A 14,670-nucleotide genomic window follows, 5' to 3' on the forward strand; every position below is an offset into this window, starting at 1 on the left:
GAATGAAAACCATGGGCGCGGGTGCGCCACAACGTGAGGGAATAATGCGGGTACGGGGGAAGGGAAAATTGGATGTACGTGCTTAGTTGCGCGGAGGGTGCCCGCGCCCACCTGTAGGAGCGAGCATGCTCGCGATGGTCGTTAACGATGACGCAGGCTGTCTGGATGCCAGCGGTGCCTAGGCCTCCATCGCGAGCATGCTCGCTCCTACAGGGGAAGGTGTCGGGACTCTCAGCCGCCGATCGGCAGCGGCCGCGACATGAACTCGCTGATGCGCGAGCGCAACCAGCGTTCAGCCGGGTCGTTATCGTGCACGCCGCTCCAGGCCATCGACAGTTGTGCGGCGGCAATCGGGAATGGCGGGTCTTCGGCGCGCAACGCGCAGCCCTCGACCAGCGCACACGCCGCATAATCGGGCACGGTGGCGATCATCTCGGTGCCGGCCAGTAACGCACGCAGGCCGCTGAATTGCGGCACGCCGAGCACCACCCGACGGCTGCGTCCGATCTTTGCCAGGTCCAGGTCGATGTTGCCGGAGAGGTCGCCGGAGAACGACACCATGGCATGGGGCCGTTCACAATACTCATCCAGGGTCAGCGTCCCTGGCCGTTTGTCGCCGCGCAGAATCTTGCAGGGAATGTCACGTAGCTTCTTGCACTTGGCATTGGCCGGCAGGTCCGTGGTGTAGCTCACCCCCACGGAGATTTCCCCCGAGGCCAGCAAGGCCGGCATCAGCAAAAAATTGGCACGTCGCACGATGACGACGATGCCCGGTGCTTCCTCCTGCAAATGGCGCAGCAACGGTGGAAACAGGCCGAACTCGGCATCATCCGACAGGCCGATGCGGAACACATCGCTGCTGGTCGCCGGATCGAATTCCTTGGCCCGGCTGACCGCGCCCGAGATGACATCCATGGCCGGCTGCAATTCCTTGAGAATCGCCAATGCCCGCGCGGTGGGCTCCATACCGCGGCCGTTGCGCAACAACAGCGGATCGTCGAACAGATCCCGCAAACGACCGAGCGCCGCGCTCACCGCAGGCTGGCCCATGAACAGTTTTTCGGCGACCCGGGTCAAGTTCTTCTCGAACATCAAGGCTTCGAAAATCACCAGCAGGTTCATGTCGACGCGGCGCAGATCGTTACGGTTCATGGGCAAGGCCTTCCTTTTTTAATGCGTAGGACTCTACGCGATCCCGTGTCTGCACATCGACACAATTAACAACGTTTAACTCGCCTGCCAGAGGCCTGCGACCAAGAATGAAGCTCACCGACACGGACATTTGTTATGGCCCATTCTCAGCAGAACACCGCCTGTATGGCCGTTACGCAAGCGCCGAAGAAAACTGCGGGTGGCCTGACACCCTGGCGTGAAGCCCTGGCCAAGCGACTGATTCTCGAGCGCTTGGGCGAAACCATCGAAGTCAGTGACCTGGCCAGCGCCTGCGCGCTGTCACGCAGTCATTTCTCCCGCGCATTCAAATGCAGCACGGGGCTTTCCCCGCAGGACTGGATCCGTCAGCAGCGCATCAACCGGGCCAAGCAATTGATCCAGGACACCGATCGCAGCCTCACGCAGATCAGCCTCGAATGCGGCTTCTGCGACCAGGCCCATTTCTGCCACATGTTCACTCGCAGCGAAGGCATCAACCCATTTGCCTGGCGCTGCCGTACCCTGCGTGCCCTGCCCCGTCTCGCACCCCAACTGCACGCGCTGTAACGCCGGTGACACCCATGGGGTGTCGCCTCCTCTCTCAAACCTTTGCAAGAAAACCTCGATCAGGCCGGCGCATGGCCCATGCGCTCGGCCAGCCGCGCTACACGTTCGCCCAGGTGCGCGGCAGTGCAGCGGTCCTCGGCCGGGGGCGCCTGTTCGGGAGGTTGTTCGACATTCGATTGCGCCATCGCACCGAGTGAGCTGCCCAGGCGATTCATCTGCCCTTCGAACTGTCCGCTACTGGAGCGTGCGGGCAGCACATCGAGCCCGACCCAGATCATCGAATGCTGGGCGGCAAAGACGGCCATCTGCAACAAGGTGTTGAGCTTGTCCCCGCACAGGCTACCGGAGTTGGTGAAACCCGCCGCGAGCTTGTCGCGCCACGGCTGGGTCAGGTAAAACGCCGAGGTGGCTTCCATGAAAGCCTTGAAGCGCGCCGAGGCGCTGCCCATGTAGGTCGGTGCGCCGAAGATGATGGCGTCGGCGTTGTGCAAAAGGTCCCAGTGCTGGTCGACATCCTCGACGCAAATCAAAAGGCAACTGCTGCCCGGGTGGCGTTCCACCCCCTGGGCCACGGCCTCGGCAATGACGCGGGTGTGCCCGTAGCCGCTGTGATAGACCACAACCACGCTGCTCATTGCGACGTCCTCATGACAAATTGTTCCTTTTGCAACAGGGCCACGGTGCCGGTCGGGTCGCCCCCGATCGATGGACGTTGAAGAGCGAGAGTTTTGGGCGTAGACCGGACGCAGCACGAGTTAAATGTTGTTAATTTTCCCTGGCGCGCCAAAAGCCATGGCATCACCTTATATCCGCATCGCAGCCCGTAAATCCGCAAGCGTAGAGTGGCGCGGGGAGCCCGGTGTCAAAGACCAGCACCGCACGGTCACCCGCACGTGCATTGCGCTGCGGCAAAAACCTGATAAAAATGCTCGGGATATGCGTACCAGACGGCTGCAAGCAGGAGCAACCCATTGACCCCACCCCATGCCCAGGCGATCCATTTCGGTCCTTACCGGATCTACCCCGCGCAACGCCTGGTCATGGAAGCTGATCAACCGGTGCGCCTGGGTCGACGCGCCATGGACATCCTGTTGATCCTGCTGGAGCACGCCGGCAATGTGGTGAGCAAGCAAACGCTGATTGCCGGAGTCTGGCCCAACAGCGTCGTCGAAGACATCAACCTGCGGGTACACATGGCGGCCTTGCGCAAGGCACTGGGCGACGGTCAGGCCGGGCAGCGCTACATCGTCACTGTCGCCCAGCGAGGCTACAGCTTCGTGGCACCGTATTCGCTGGAGCATGGCGAACACCCCACCGCGCAGCCGGCGCTTTCACCTGGCGGTCACAACCTGCCGTTGCGGCGCACCCGTATGATCGGTCGGCAAACCCTGGTGGACAACCTGGTGACGCAGTTGCCACGCCAGCGCTTCATCACCCTGGTCGGGCCCGGCGGCATCGGCAAGACCACCGTGGCCCTGCGGGTCGCCGAGCAACTGATTGGACGCTACCGCGACGGTATCCTGCTGCTGGACCTGGCACCGATCAACAATCCTTCGATGATCACCTCACACCTGGCCAGCTTGCTCGAACTGACCTTGTACGATGGCGAACCGCTGAGCGACCTCGGTGCATTCCTGCGTGACCAGCAAATGCTGCTGGTGATCGACAACTGCGAACACCTGATCGACGCGATCGCCCTGCTCAGCGAAAGCCTGCTGCGCGCCGCGCCACAACTGAACATTCTGGCCACCAGCCGAGAAGGCCTGCGTGCTGAAGGCGAGTTCGTGCAGCGCCTGGAATCACTTGACTGCCCACCGCCCATCGCGGTGCTCGATCGCGCGCAGGCCCTGACGTTTTCCGCCCTGCAGCTGTTCGTGGAACGGGCGATGGCCAGTCACGACAGTTTCGAATTGACCGAAGAAGAACTGCCCCTGGCCATCGAGATCTGCCAGCGCCTGGACGGTATCCCGTTGGCGATCGAACTGGCGGCGGCGCAAGTCGGCAGCCTGGGCCTGAGCGGTTTGCTCAAACAACTGCAAGGCAGCTTCCGCCTGCTGACCCAGGGTTGCCCGGCTGTCCTGGGCCGCCACCAGACCCTGCGTGCCACGCTGGACTGGAGTTTCGAACTGCTCAGTACCTGCGAGCAAACCTGCCTGCGACGCCTGGGCATGTTCCGTGGCAGTTTTACTCTGGAGTCGGCGGCCGCCGTAATCGGTGGTGAACACATCGAACCGCGCGAGGTGTTCGGTTCGATCACTCAACTGGTGGCCAAATCGCTGCTGAACGTGGAAGTCGGCGACGAGGAGGTGTTTTACCGCCTGCTCGACACCACGCGCAGCTACGCCCTGGAGAAACTCGGCCTCGCCTCGGATCTGCCGGGCACTCGCGAGCGCCACGCCGAGCGCTGCCTGGCCCTGATGGAACAGGCGCGGGACGATTGGGAGTTGATACCGACGGCGATGTGGATTGACCGGTACGCCCGCAGCCTGGAGGACATCCGCTCGGCACTCGACTGGGGTTTGACCGCGCAAGGGCCGCAAGCCCTGGCGATCCGCCTCACGGCCACGTCCACGCCGCTGTGGCAGGAACTGTCGCTGCTCAAGGAACACGGGCTGTATGTGCGCAAGGCACTGGCCCTGCTGGCGGCTGCGGCCGAGCCCAACCCCAAGGTGGAAATCGCCCTCAAATTGGCGCTGGGCAGTTCCTGTTATCACACCCAGGGCGGCACGCCGGAAACCATCGAGGCGTTCGTCAGCGCCCGAATCCTGGCTCGACAGTGCAACGACATCGCCGGTCAACTGCGGGCGGTGTCCGGGCACATGGCGGTCAACCTCTGTTGCGCGCACTATCAATCGGCCCTGGAACAGAGCCAGCAATTTGATCGCCTGGGTTTGCACGGTGACGCCGTGTTGTCACTGAGCACTCAACGGCTGCGGGTGCTGGCGCTGCATTTTGCCGGAGACCAGTCAACGGCCCGGGTGAATGCCGAGCAGGTGCTGCAACGCATGACCCAGAGCGGCCATCTCAACCGTTTCACCCACGGATTTGGCGTGCAATACGACCAGAGCGTCGCTTCGCTGACCATCCTGGCGCGAATCCTCTGGCTGCAAGGTCAGCCGGAACAGGCCTGGCGTACCGCCCGGCAAGCGCTGGACATCGCCCTGCAAATCAACCACGGCACCTCTATCTGCTACACCCTGGCCCTGGCCGGGTGCCTGATTGCCCATTACAACGGTGACAGCCGCACGGCGCGTGACTTGCTGGGGTTGTTGCTCGAACAGGCGCAGAAACATTCAGTGCAGCTGTTCTACACCTGGGCCAGGCATTACGCACACGTGATTGATCGCGAACAAGCACGCCTGCCATTCAAACCGGGCGAAGGCCTGATCAAGGACCTGCTGATCACGCTGGACGGCACGTTCATCGATGACGATTTGATGCACCGAGCCGATACGGGCATGGCGGGCTGGAACACGGCGGAAATCCTCCGGGCCAGGGCTGATGCGTTGTTGGTCGAAGATTTCCTGCTGAACAGCCAGGCGGCCGAGAGCTTGCTGGTCCGCGCGTTGAACGTGGCGAAACATCAGGGTGCCCTGGCTTGGGAGTTGCGCAGCGCCACCTCGCTGGCGCGACTGTGGCAACGCCAGGGACGCCATCAGCAGGCGCGTACGCTGTTGACGCCGATCTACCAGCGGTTCACCGAAGGTTATGCCACCCCGGACCTGATGAAAGTCCGCCGGCTACTCGACCAGCTGCAACCCACCGTTTGACGGCAGGCGGGCCTGGCTGACGTAGCGCGCGTACCGCCGCTCGACGCTGCGCAGTTCGCCACTGTCTTCGAGTTTTTCCAGGGCGTAGCTGCGCGTGGTATTGAGCAAGCGGTACCGGACCTGACCATTGCCCTGCTCCACCGACAGCAATGACTTGCGCACCAGGTTTTGCAGCCCGTCCATCAGACGCGCCGGCAACAGAGCGGAACAGGCAAGTACGCCCATCGCCGCGTCAAGGGTGAAGGCCTTCTTGAACACCGCCAGGCGTTGCAACGCAGTCTGCTCCATTGGGCTCAACTGCTCATAACTCCAGTCCAGCGTCGCCTTGAGGGTCTGATGACGTGGGACAGCCGTGCGTCTGCCCTGGGCCAGCAACTGAAAACAGTTATCCAGTTGCGCCTGCACGCCCACCAGCGCCAATGCATCGATTTGCCCCGCAGCCAGCTCAATGGCCAACGGCAAACCGTCGAGGCGACGACAGATGTCGCGCACCGCAGCCAAGTCCTGCTCGCGCAGTGTAAAACCCTGTTGACGGGCGCGGGCACGACTGACAAAAAGCTGCACCGCCGAATAGCCCATGGCTTCGTCGACACTGCGCAGGGCCGATTGTGGCGGTACGGTGAGCGCCGGCAGCGGCTGGACGTTTTCGCCCGGCACCTGCAACGGCTCACGACTGGTGACCAGCACCGACAGACGCGGCGCCGAGTGCAGGCAACTTTCAACCAGGGACCGACAGCGTTCGTGCAGGTGCTCGCAGTTATCCAGCACCAGTAGCGCATGCCAGTTCGCCACGACCTCCAGCGAGGTGCCGACCTCGAGCCCCAGGACGCGGCTCAAGTGATCTTCCACCTGCGCGGGGTCATCGATGGCGGCCAGGTCCACCAACCAGACACCGTCCCGATAGTGCTGCAAGAGCAGTTCGGCCACGCGCAATGCCACGGTCGTCTTGCCGATACCGCCGGGGCCGACCAGGGTCATAAGCCGGCACACCGGCAATTGCCGCACGAGGCTGCCAACCAGTGAGTCACGCCCCGTCACCGGGGTCAGGCGTGCCGGCAGGTTGTGCTGGATTTTCTGCGCGCTGTCGAGGCAAATCTCGGTGCCAAGGGGCGCCTGCTCCACCGGAGCAATGAAGCGGTAACCGCGTTGCGGCACATTCTCGATGTAGCGCCGCCCATCCTGACCGTCCCCCAGTGCGCGACGCAAAGCAGCAATGTGCACGCGCAAGTTGATGTCCTCGACCACCGATGTCGGCCACACGCGCTCAATCAGCTCTTGCTTGCTGACGATATTGCCGGCTTGCTCCACCAGCACTTGCAGGATGTCCATGGCGCGCCCGCCCATGCGCAATGGGCGGTCACCCTCAAGGATCAACCGCTGGCGCAGATGAAAGGCATAGGGACCAAAATGCAACACGGTCTCGTGGTTCGTGACACTGTTCATGCGCGTTCTCGTCGGCAAACCCGTAGTGGCTCAATGGCACGCCGGGCTCGCGCACCTCCTTGCAAACGTTCCCGGTATCTTGGCAGTCATCAGTGACGGAACAACTGCCTTGAGGGGAGCATGACGGCCATCTCGGTGCGCAGAACGGACAAATCAGCGCTAACTGAACTGCTCGCGGTATTGAGCCGGGGTCAGCCCGAGTTTTTCACCAAATAGAAAGCGCATGTGCCGAACACTGCCAAACCCGCTTTTGAAAGCCACGGTCTTGAGCGGCAGCTCGGTGGTTTCCAACAGGTTCCTCGCGCAGTCGATGCGCGCGCTTTGCAAAAACTCCATCGGCGTCATGTTCACCTCCCGGGCGAACACCCTGGCGAAATGCCGCGGGCTCATGGTCGCCAGGCCCGCCAGGCGCTCGATGTTGAAAGCTTCGTCGAGGTGTTCGAGCATGTAGTTCTGTACGCGGGTCACCGGCGTTTCCTGAGGGGCTACCGTGGCCAGCAAGGGGCTGAACTGCGCTTGCCCGCCCTGGCGTTTCATCACCACCAGCAATACCTTGGCCACGTCCTGGGCAACTTTCTTGCCATGGTCATCGGCCACCACCGCGAGCGCGAGGTCAATGCCGGCGGTGACGCCGCCAGAGGTCACGAGGTTACGGTCCTGGACGAAAATCTGATCGGTCTCCACCTTGGCGCCAGGGAAAGCCTTGATCAGGCGTTCGGTGTAATGCCAGTGAGTAGTGACCCGGTAGCCGTCGAGCAGCCCGGCATGCCCAAGCACGAACGCGCCAGTGCAGATGGACCCGTAGGACCTGGAACGGCTGACGCTGTGCTTGAGCCAATCGAGCAACGGTGGATGCCTTTCGTTGTACGCACCGGGGCCGCCGGGCACCAGCAGCAGGTCGTAACCGTCACAGGCCTGGTCGATGTGCACGTCGGCATGCACGTTCACCCCGTTGGACGCGCGCAACGCACCCGGCACCGTGCCGATGGTCGACAGCGCGTAATGGTCATCGGGCTTGAGATAACGATTGGCGATGGAAAACACCTCCATGGGCCCGGCCATGTCGAGCAGGAGAAAGTCGGGAAACAGCACCATTGCCACGGTTTTCATGGGTTGCACATCACTGAAAATTCAAAAGGAGTTCTTTGATCAGACACACCAATCCCCTGTGGAAACGAGGAAATTTCCCAGCATTATGGCCCAGCTCCACAGCCGCGCGCTGCCCACACATCACTGTCAACCCAAAAGAGACAGTATTTCAATTTTCATCTACTTATTGCACCACAGGATAACCATTAACCTTCTCCTCACTCGGACGAATCAACGTCCAACACAGGAGATTCCATCATGCTGACCCTACGCAAAGCTTCCGATCGCGGCATGGCCAATCACGGTTGGTTGAAGTCATTCCACACCTTCTCCTTCGCCAACTACCGCAACCCGAAGGAACAGGGTTTTTCCGACCTGCTGGTGATCAACGACGACCGCGTCGCCGCCGGTAAAGGCTTTGGCCAACACCCGCATCGCGACATGGAGATTTTCTCCTACGTGCTTGAGGGCGCCCTGGAGCACAAGGACACGCTGGGCACCGGTTCGGTGATCCGCCCTGGCGATGTGCAACTGATGAGTGCCGGCAGCGGCGTGGCCCACAGCGAGTTCAACCACTCGGCAACGCAGGGCGTGCACTTCCTGCAAATCTGGATCGTGCCGGATGTCAGTGGCGCCAAGCCGCGCTACCAGCAAGAGCATTTCAGCGCCGGGAAAAAACGCGGGCGCCTGCAACTGATCATTTCGCCCGAAGGGAAAAGCGGCTCGCTTAAAGTGCGCCAGGATGCAAGGGTCTACGCGGGGCTGTTCGACGGCAAGGAAAGCGCCACCCTGGAACTGGCCGCCGACCGTTATGCGTACGTTCATGTGGCCCGTGGCAGCGTCGAACTCAATGGCGTGCAATTGCAGGAAGGCGACGGCGTGCGGGTTCGTAATGAGCAGTTGCTGAACCTGAGCAATGGAGTGGATGCCGAAGTGCTGGTGTTCGACCTGCGGCCGCAGGAATTGCCTGAAATGCCATGAGGCATCACGGTTGCCCTGTAGGAGCGAGCATGCTCGCGATGGTAGCCCAGACAACGTTGGCATCCAGACAGCCAGCGTTATCGTTGACGACCATCGCGAGCATGCTCGCTCCTACAGGAGAATCTAGGCAAACACCTCGACGATTTCATCGATTACTGCGCGCACCTTCGCGGTGTGCCGCAGGTCCGCGTGGGTCACCAGCCACACGTCATAGGGCAACGGTCGCGTGCGCTCCGGCCACAACCTGACCAGCCCGTCCCTCTCGCCCATGTACACCGGGATTTCCCCCAGCCCCAACCCCGCCGCAATCGAGCGACGCACCAGCAGACTTGAACTCAGACTCGCCACAATGCGCCCGCGCCCCGGCGGTTCCGCCACCAGGGTAAATTCCTTGTTGCCCTGCAAGTACGGCTGATACACCACCAGGTCATGTCCCTCGAACGCCGAGCCCGGCGCGGGGACGCCGTGGGCGTCGACATAGGCTTGCGAGGCGAACAGCCCCACCGGCCAACGGGCGATGCGCCGGGCGATCAGGTCCGGATTATCGGGACGGGTGTTGCGCACGGCGATGTCGGCCTCGCGTTTCGCCAGACTGAGAATGTGGGTCGACGCATCCAGTTGCACTCGAACATCGGGATGGCGTTGGTGCACGCGGGCAATCGCAGGGATCAGGAAATCGACGGCCATGGAGTCCGTGGTACTGACGCGTACGGTGCCCGTCAGGCGATCATCCAGGCCCTGAATCCGCCGTTGCAGTTCCAGCGCCGAATGCTCCATTTTCTCGGCCGCCTGCAACGCCGCCTCACCCACCGCAGTCAAGGCGTAGCCTTCCGAGGTGCGCAGAAACAGCGTCGCGCTCAAGGTCTTCTCCAATGCCGAGACCCGCCGCCCAACCGTGGCCTGGTCCACTCCCAGCACCCGCGCGGCCCCCCGCAGGGTCGACTCCCGGCACACGGCAAGAAAAACCCGCGCGTCATCCCAATTCATGGCGTACTCCACTGGTGCATTTACGCATCACCATAACGCAAAATCGCTGCGTATTTGCATCAATGAAACTGGCTAAGCTGGGCCCAAGAGAAATTTCCACAGGACTTCCCCATGCTGACTCCTGATGCACCACCCCGCAGCGCGATCTGGTTGCCGATCTTCGCAGGCCTTTGCGCCAGCCTGGTCAGCATTGGCCTGGCGCGGTTTGCCTACACGCCGTTGATACCCTCGTTGATCCAGGCGCAATGGTTCTCGACCCATGACGTGGTCTACCTGGGCGCGGCAAACCTGGTCGGTTACCTGATCGGCGCCCTGCTCGGCCATCCCCTGGCTCGCCGCACATGCAACACAACGGCATTGCGCCTGATGATGCTGGCGGTGACGGCCGCGTTTTTCGCCTGTGGTTTCCCATTGTCGGTGAGCTGGTTTTTTGGCTGGCGCCTGCTGTCGGGGATCGCCGGTGGCGCGATCATGGTGCTGGTGGCCGCAACGGTGCTGCCGCACGTGCCAGCCTCGCGCCGTGGCCTGGCCAGCGGTGCGATCTTCTTGGGCATCGGCCTGGGCATTGCCGGCTCGGGGACCATTGTCCCGCCGCTGCTGAGCCTTGGTTTGCAGAACACATGGTTCGGCCTGGGCCTGTTGTCGCTGGTGCTGACCGCTGCGAGCTGGTTTGGCTGGCCTTCAACCTCCCATGTGGCAACCCACACGCCCTTGGCTGATGCATCCGCAGCGAAGACCGACCCACAGGTTTACCTGCTGTTCGCCCAGTACGCCTTCATGGCTGCCGGACTGGTTCCGGCCATGGTGTTCCTGGTCGACTACGTCGCCCGGGGCCTCGGCGCGGGGCCGCACGTGGGCGCACTGATTTGGGTGATGTATGGCCTGGGCGCAATCATCGGACCGGTGAGCTACGGCTTTCTCGCCGACAAACTGGGCGCGCGCCCGAGCATCCGCCTGGTGCTGGTTGTGCAGGCCGTTGCGGTGGGGTTGCTGGCCATTTCCAGCTCATTCATCGCACTGGCCGTGCTGGCGGTGATCATCGGTGCCTTCCCACCCGGCATCGTGCCGTTGGCGCTGGCCCGCGTGCATGAGCTGATTCCTCAACATCATCAGCAACAGATTGCCTGGAGTCGTGCCACGGTGTCGTTCGCCACGTTCCAGGCACTGGCGGGGTTTGCCTATTCGGCACTGTTCAACGCCAGCGGCGGTCGCCATGAGCTGTTGTTTCTGATTGCCGCCGGTGCGATTGTCGTGGCGTTGCTGCTGGAACAGGGCATGCGTCTGGTGCCGCGCCGCGATCGGCTGCACCCGGCACTGAACTGAGTCACTGACACCTTCACGCGGTCCCACTTAAATGAAAACATCCAGACAGGACGCTCCGATGACGCTGCCCAATCACATGACCCTGATCGAAATCACCCAACCCGGTGGCCCCGAGGTGTTGCAACCCCGACAAGTGCCAGTGCCAAGCCCCGCTGAAGGCGAAGTGTTGATCCGCGTACACGCTGCTGGGGTCAATCGCCCCGATGCCCTGCAACGGGCCGGCAAATACCCACTCAAGCCTGGCATGAACCCCAACCCGGGCCTGGAAGTGGCCGGTGAAGTCGTGGCGCTCGGTAAAGGCGTCAGCGAATTCCTCGTAGGCGACAAGGTGTGTGCCCTGACCAATGGCGGTGGCTATGCGCAATACTGTATCGCCCCGGCGGGCCAGACGCTGCCGATCCCCGACGGTATGGATTGGCTGCAGGCGGCGGCCGTTCCGGAAACGTTCTTTACGGTATGGGCCAACCTGTTCGATATGGGCGGTGCCAGCAAAGGCCAGCGCGCATTGATCCACGGCGGCACCAGTGGCATCGGCACCACCGCGCTGATGTTGTGCCGCGAGTTCGGCATCAAGGCCTTCGCCACCGCCGGCAGCGAGGACAAATGTGCAGCCGTGCGCAAGCTGGGTGCCGAGGCGATCAATTACCGCGAGCAGGACTTCGTCCAGGTGATCCAGGACAAGACCGCTGGCAAAGGCGTAAACGTGATTCTCGACATCATGGGCGCCTCGTACCTGAACCAGAACATCGCGGCACTGGGCATGGAAGGTCGTCTGGTGATGCTCGGTTTCCTCGGTGGCGCACGTGCCGATGACGTCGACTTGCTGGGCATCATGAGCAAACGCGCAACCGTCACGGGCTCACTGATGCGTCCGCGCACCACTTCGGAAAAAGCCTCGATTGCCGAGCAACTGCGTGAATACGTCTGGCCCGTCCTGGCGGCCGGACGTTGCCTGCCGATCATCGACAAGGTCTACCCGCTGACCGAGGCGGCGCAGGCCCACGCGCGGATGGAGGGTGGGGATCATATCGGCAAGATTGTGTTGCGGGTGGATTGAACTCAGGAGGCAATTCTCCCTTGTGGGAGCGGGCTTGCTCGCGAAGGCGGTTGCAGATTCAACATCGTGGGTGACTGACACACCCCATTCGCGAGCAAGCCCGCTCCCACAAAAGCAACATGAGTCCACACAAAAGCCACACGAAAACCACACAAAGCCGCCGAGCATCTGTTAAAAATCGACTTTCCATGTTCAACCGGTAGCCAGTCATGTCTTCACCCCTGCTCACCACCCTGCGCCGACGTTGGCTGGCGCTGCTGTGCATGACCGTGCTGGTGGTCGGCCTGCCGGTGAGTTGCGGGGTGCTGCAGCATACCGAGCGTGAGTTGCTGTTTCGCATCGAGCCGGGCACGGCTGGCTGGTATCGCGGTTTACCCAAGGACGTCCAGGAATTCGACATCCAATCCCCCAAGTTCAAGGGCGGACAGAACCTGCATGCCTGGTGGTGGCCCGCTGCGCGACGGGATGCGCCGTCGATCCTGTACCTGCACGGCGTGCGCTGGAACCTTACCGGCCAGGCGTTCCGTATCGAGCAACTGCGCGCCATGGGCTATTCGGTACTGGCCATCGACTACCGTGGTTTTGGCCAGAGCAAGGGCGATCTGCCGTCGGAAGCCAGTGTGTACGAAGATGCGCGGGCGGCCTGGGAGCGCTTCAAGGCACTGCAGCCGGATGCGAACAAGCGCCTGATCTACGGCCACTCCCTGGGGGGCGCCGTGGCCATCGACCTGGCCGCCGACCTGGCCGCACAAGCCAAAAAAGACCAGGTTGCCGTGCCGGCGCGCGGGCTGGTGATCGAGTCGACCTTCACCTCGCTGGGTGATGCGGTGGCGCAAGTGGCCGAGAGCAACCTGCCGGTAAAATGGCTGCCAGTGCGCTGGCTGCTGTCGCAGAAATTCGATTCCATCGACAAAATCGTCGACATCGACATGCCCCTGCTGGTCGTCCATGGCCTGGCCGATGCATTCATGCCTTCGCGCTTCAGCGAACAATTGTTCAACGCCGCCAACGAACCGAAAAAGCTGCTGCTGGTGCCCGGTGGCACCCACAACAACAGCATGAGCCTTGGGGGCAACCAGTATCGGCAGGCCATTGAGAGCCTGATGAAAAGCAAACCGGCGCAAATGGCCGGGCCGTTCAAGCGGTCTGGAACCGCGCCCGATATTTCCCCGGACTCTCCCCCGTCCACTTCTTGAACGCCCGATGAAACGCGCTGGGTTCCTGAAAGCCCAACCGCTCGGCAATGTCGCCGATACTGGCCTTGCTCTCGCGTAACTGCTCGAACGCCACGGCGCGTCGGACTTCGTCCTTGATTTCCTGATAGGAGCAACCCTCGCGCTCGAGCTTGCGACGAAAGGTGCTAGGGCTCAGGTGTTGTTCCAAAGCAAAGGCCTGCAAGGTTGGCCACTGGCTGTAATGGCTGCTGCGCAGGCGTTGGTGAACTTGCGAGGCCAAGCCGTGCTGGTTGCGGAAGCGGATCACCAGCCACTGGGGCGCGGTGCGCAAAAACACCTTCAGCGAGGCCAGGTCCTGCACCACCGGCAGGCGCAGGTAATGGCTAGGGAACTCGATTTCGGTCCGCTCGGCGCCGAAGGTCAGGTTGGGGCCCCAAAGCAGGCGGTCATCGCTGAGGGACAGGCGTTCATGGCGAAAGTCCGCCCGGTCGATGGGGATGCGTCGCCCGCCCAGCCAACACATCAGGCTGATCATCAGCACCAGGAACGTCTCTTCGCCAAACCGCGCGACATCGGCGTTAGGCGCGCAGGTGTCCAGGCTGATTACCGCCCGCTTGCCGCGCACCGTCAGCGTGCCCCGATAGTCACTGAGAAACAGGGAAAAATTGCTCAGACACTGGCGCATGGCCTTGTGCAGGTCGGGTTCCTGGATGAGGGCGCGGCAGATCAGGGCGAAGCTGCCCGGCAACATGCCGTGGGAGTCGAGCTGGAAGAATTCGTCGTTCAGCTCGCGGATCTGAATCAGCCACAACGCCGCAAATGCACTGGCCGGCACTCGCGCCGAAGGTTGCTCGAGCAACGCCGGTTCGATGCCGGCCTGCTGCAGTGCCGCCGCCAGACGCTGCTGATCGTCACCCAGCCCATGGATCATCGCTTGCACGAAGTAGGCAGCCACCGAGTCCTTTTCCCGCATTTGAACGCTTCGCTCCCCATCAGCCGAATGGCAAAAAACACCAGCACCGTTGAACAGTTTCGGCATAGGCCAACCGTCATGCCGGTTCTAGACTCGCGGCAATAGTACGCCTTCGGTCGTTGCGGCGGCGAAGGTATCGCAGGGTTGATTGAA

Annotated in this window: 12 protein-coding genes; 6 read left to right on the forward strand and 6 right to left on the reverse strand. The window is 62.2% G+C overall.

The annotated features are described in order from the left end of the window. Positions 1-231: 231 nt before the first annotated feature. Complete coding sequence (locus AB4N33_RS11340) at positions 232-1,152, reverse strand: LysR family transcriptional regulator (RefSeq protein ID WP_476457315.1); 921 nt, start codon at positions 1,150-1,152, stop codon at positions 232-234. A gap of 135 nt (positions 1,153-1,287) precedes the next feature. Here AB4N33_RS11340 and AB4N33_RS11345 point away from each other — a divergent pair, with 135 nt between their 5' ends. After that, positions 1,288-1,719: a helix-turn-helix domain-containing protein gene (locus tag AB4N33_RS11345; RefSeq protein ID WP_476457316.1), complete on the forward strand. Its 432-nt coding sequence runs from the start codon at positions 1,288-1,290 to the stop codon at positions 1,717-1,719. A gap of 59 nt (positions 1,720-1,778) precedes the next feature. Here AB4N33_RS11345 and AB4N33_RS11350 read toward each other — a convergent pair whose 3' ends face one another. Beyond that, the gene (locus tag AB4N33_RS11350; RefSeq protein ID WP_460116470.1) at positions 1,779-2,354 is read right to left on the reverse strand and encodes a flavodoxin family protein; all 576 of its coding nucleotides are present in this window, start codon (positions 2,352-2,354) and stop codon (positions 1,779-1,781) included. A gap of 336 nt (positions 2,355-2,690) precedes the next feature. Between AB4N33_RS11350 and AB4N33_RS11355 the strand changes: the two genes are divergently transcribed. Beyond that, positions 2,691-5,489 carry an ATP-binding protein gene (locus tag AB4N33_RS11355; RefSeq protein WP_476457317.1) on the forward strand — a complete coding sequence of 933 codons (2,799 nt, stop codon included), beginning with the start codon at positions 2,691-2,693 and terminating at the stop codon, positions 5,487-5,489. Here the strand turns inward: AB4N33_RS11355 and AB4N33_RS11360 are convergent. Continuing rightward, positions 5,460-6,932 (reverse strand): ATP-binding protein, encoded by a 1,473-nt coding sequence (locus AB4N33_RS11360; protein WP_476457318.1) that lies wholly within the window; start codon positions 6,930-6,932, stop codon positions 5,460-5,462. The two genes, AB4N33_RS11355 and AB4N33_RS11360, sit on opposite strands and share 30 nt — an antisense overlap. A gap of 159 nt (positions 6,933-7,091) precedes the next feature. Next, on the reverse strand, positions 7,092-8,042 hold the full coding sequence (locus tag AB4N33_RS11365) for a GlxA family transcriptional regulator (RefSeq protein WP_460116476.1): 951 nt from the start codon (positions 8,040-8,042) through the stop codon (positions 7,092-7,094). 237 nt (positions 8,043-8,279) lie between these two features. Here AB4N33_RS11365 and AB4N33_RS11370 point away from each other — a divergent pair, with 237 nt between their 5' ends. Then, on the forward strand, positions 8,280-9,002 hold the full coding sequence (locus AB4N33_RS11370; protein WP_460116478.1) for a pirin family protein: 723 nt from the start codon (positions 8,280-8,282) through the stop codon (positions 9,000-9,002). Between the two features lie 123 nt (positions 9,003-9,125). On the opposite strand, the gene AB4N33_RS11375 is transcribed toward AB4N33_RS11370, so the two are convergent. Next, complete coding sequence (locus AB4N33_RS11375; protein WP_476457319.1) at positions 9,126-9,989, reverse strand: LysR family transcriptional regulator; 864 nt, start codon at positions 9,987-9,989, stop codon at positions 9,126-9,128. Between the two features lie 111 nt (positions 9,990-10,100). Between AB4N33_RS11375 and AB4N33_RS11380 the strand changes: the two genes are divergently transcribed. The 3 genes from AB4N33_RS11380 (at position 10,101) to AB4N33_RS11390 (ending at position 13,565) form a co-directional block, all read left to right on the forward strand. After that, complete coding sequence (locus AB4N33_RS11380) at positions 10,101-11,312, forward strand: YbfB/YjiJ family MFS transporter (protein WP_476457320.1); 1,212 nt, start codon at positions 10,101-10,103, stop codon at positions 11,310-11,312. 58 nt (positions 11,313-11,370) lie between these two features. Beyond that, on the forward strand, positions 11,371-12,369 hold the full coding sequence (locus AB4N33_RS11385; protein ID WP_476457321.1) for an NAD(P)H-quinone oxidoreductase: 999 nt from the start codon (positions 11,371-11,373) through the stop codon (positions 12,367-12,369). Positions 12,370-12,578: 209 nt separating this feature from the next. Continuing rightward, positions 12,579-13,565 carry an alpha/beta hydrolase gene (locus tag AB4N33_RS11390; protein ID WP_476457322.1) on the forward strand — a complete coding sequence of 329 codons (987 nt, stop codon included), beginning with the start codon at positions 12,579-12,581 and terminating at the stop codon, positions 13,563-13,565. Here AB4N33_RS11390 and AB4N33_RS11395 read toward each other — a convergent pair. Further along, on the reverse strand, positions 13,507-14,517 hold the full coding sequence (locus AB4N33_RS11395; RefSeq protein WP_476457323.1) for an AraC family transcriptional regulator: 1,011 nt from the start codon (positions 14,515-14,517) through the stop codon (positions 13,507-13,509). The two genes, AB4N33_RS11390 and AB4N33_RS11395, sit on opposite strands and share 59 nt — an antisense overlap. Between the last annotated feature and the right edge of the window lie 153 nt (positions 14,518-14,670).

This window comes from Pseudomonas sp. S1_E05 (assembly GCF_056337105.1).

Bases quoted from the DNA above. Each gene is read 5' to 3' on its own strand.
- AB4N33_RS11375 (WP_476457319.1), bottom strand. From the start codon at position 9,989: ATGAATTGGGATGACGCGCGGGTTTTTCTTGCCGTGTGCCGGGAGTCG.
- AB4N33_RS11380 (WP_476457320.1), top strand. From the start codon at position 10,101: ATGCTGACTCCTGATGCACCACCCCGCAGCGCGATCTGGTTGCCGATC.
- AB4N33_RS11390 (WP_476457322.1), top strand. From the start codon at position 12,579: ATGTCTTCACCCCTGCTCACCACCCTGCGCCGACGTTGGCTGGCGCTG.
- AB4N33_RS11395 (WP_476457323.1), bottom strand. From the start codon at position 14,517: ATGCGGGAAAAGGACTCGGTGGCTGCCTACTTCGTGCAAGCGATGATC.
- AB4N33_RS11350 (WP_460116470.1), bottom strand. From the start codon at position 2,354: ATGAGCAGCGTGGTTGTGGTCTATCACAGCGGCTACGGGCACACCCGC.
- AB4N33_RS11340 (WP_476457315.1), bottom strand. From the start codon at position 1,152: ATGAACCGTAACGATCTGCGCCGCGTCGACATGAACCTGCTGGTGATT.
- AB4N33_RS11365 (WP_460116476.1), bottom strand. From the start codon at position 8,042: ATGAAAACCGTGGCAATGGTGCTGTTTCCCGACTTTCTCCTGCTCGAC.
- AB4N33_RS11345 (WP_476457316.1), top strand. From the start codon at position 1,288: ATGGCCCATTCTCAGCAGAACACCGCCTGTATGGCCGTTACGCAAGCG.
- AB4N33_RS11385 (WP_476457321.1), top strand. From the start codon at position 11,371: ATGACGCTGCCCAATCACATGACCCTGATCGAAATCACCCAACCCGGT.
- AB4N33_RS11370 (WP_460116478.1), top strand. From the start codon at position 8,280: ATGCTGACCCTACGCAAAGCTTCCGATCGCGGCATGGCCAATCACGGT.
- AB4N33_RS11360 (WP_476457318.1), bottom strand. From the start codon at position 6,932: ATGAACAGTGTCACGAACCACGAGACCGTGTTGCATTTTGGTCCCTAT.